1 pseudogene is annotated in these 1,513 nt (G+C 40.8%); it reads right to left on the reverse strand.

The features are described 5' to 3' along the window. Positions 1-284 precede the first annotated feature (284 nt). Positions 285-1,372, reverse strand: a pseudogene (locus tag AC2VE5_RS27425) (family 10 glycosylhydrolase); the annotation flags it as partial. Between the last annotated feature and the right edge of the window lie 141 nt (positions 1,373-1,513).

Below are 1,513 nucleotides of genomic sequence, written 5' to 3' on the forward strand. Positions count from 1 at the left end.
TCTCCTTGAGGGCTTGCTGTAGATGAACGACTTGTTCCGACCTTAAAAAATTCTTGGCTGCTGGTGGCATAGTTACTTTGAATCAGCTTTACCTTTTTATTATGCAACTTTGATGCCGATTAGCTTAGTGTGATCGCCAGTTCTTCTTCTTCCCCTGTTACCGTCACTATCCCACGCCGCGTTACCAAAGCTTGGTTGGTATTGTAACAGCATAAATGTGAGTATCTAAGGTTTTGCGCGTATCTAGCAAGGGTGTGGTTTGGTTCATTGAGTAAGTTTTTTAACTAAAGCCGCAGTTTCTTCGGGTTTTCCAGTGGAAGGGAATAGTGACATCCTCCCGTCACTGATTCGGAGTACCGAATACAGTGCGGGCTTCCAAAGAGTCGCCTCTCGGATTTTGCTGCTTCACGGGAACCCCCAGGCGCTAAAATACTCTTGATTTTGGAGTTAGAAATTAGTTCTTTTAGGCGATACAACTGCTTATCTGTAATTGCAACTCCAGCATAATTCTTAGCATATTCGAGTTCTTGGTTAAAATTAGCATCGTTATAATTTTGAATGAAAACGCGATCGACATTCCATTTTTGCCAGTCTGCCGCAAAATAACGTTTGCTCCAATAAGGATTATGATGGCAAAGATCGAAACTAACAGATGGATTAGCCTTCTTGATGTCCGTTCTCATTTGCCGCACAAACTTAGTCAAATAAGTAGTGCGATCTATTTTTCCAGGCAAGTTGGCATGATAGCCTAGATAGTCATCCCACTGTACTGCATCAATATCTGGATACTTTTGGACAAACTCTACTGATATTTTTTTAAATAAATTAGCAACTGCTGGAATTTCTACATCCAGGGCATAATGATCGATGCCAGCGTAGGTTTTATCGACTCCAGGCACAATCCATTTTTTAGAAACTGCTAGGTCAAAAATTGGGCTATTTTTATCAATTTTAATCCCTTTTTCAAAGTAGGCGTGTACTTGCATTCCTTGGTTGTGTGCCTCATCAATCAACCAATCTAACCATTGTGCTTGAAATTGGTTAGGACAGCTTTTGTAGCCAAATGTTTGTTGCATGACATCGCTGTTATACATCGTGCAACCATTTCCCCACACTCCATGAATAATTGTATTTATGCCTTGAGCGCGATAATAACGCACTCGTTCGCGAATCGTTTGTTCGCTGGCATTATTCGTCACTTGATACCGACTTAAATAAATTCCCCTAATTGCTTTTTTTCCCAAGAAGTAGGAGGCGATGGTAATTTTTTCGGGGTTACAGTTAATGGTGTTTGTGGCTTAGTTTTTGGTGTCTCTTTCGGCGTGACTTGAGGAAGGGGAGAATTGGCAACAGGTACGCGCTGACTAGGTGCAGGAGTCGAATTAGTAAGCTAATAAGCATTTAAGCTGCAATATAATGGTTATTCCCTTTATTCTTGATCTTTCGATGCCATTTAATTACTAACTCGCCTTGGTTTAACAGCCTATCCAGTAGTAGCTTCAATTCATCTACT

The organism is Aliterella sp. E5.1 (assembly GCF_057473825.1).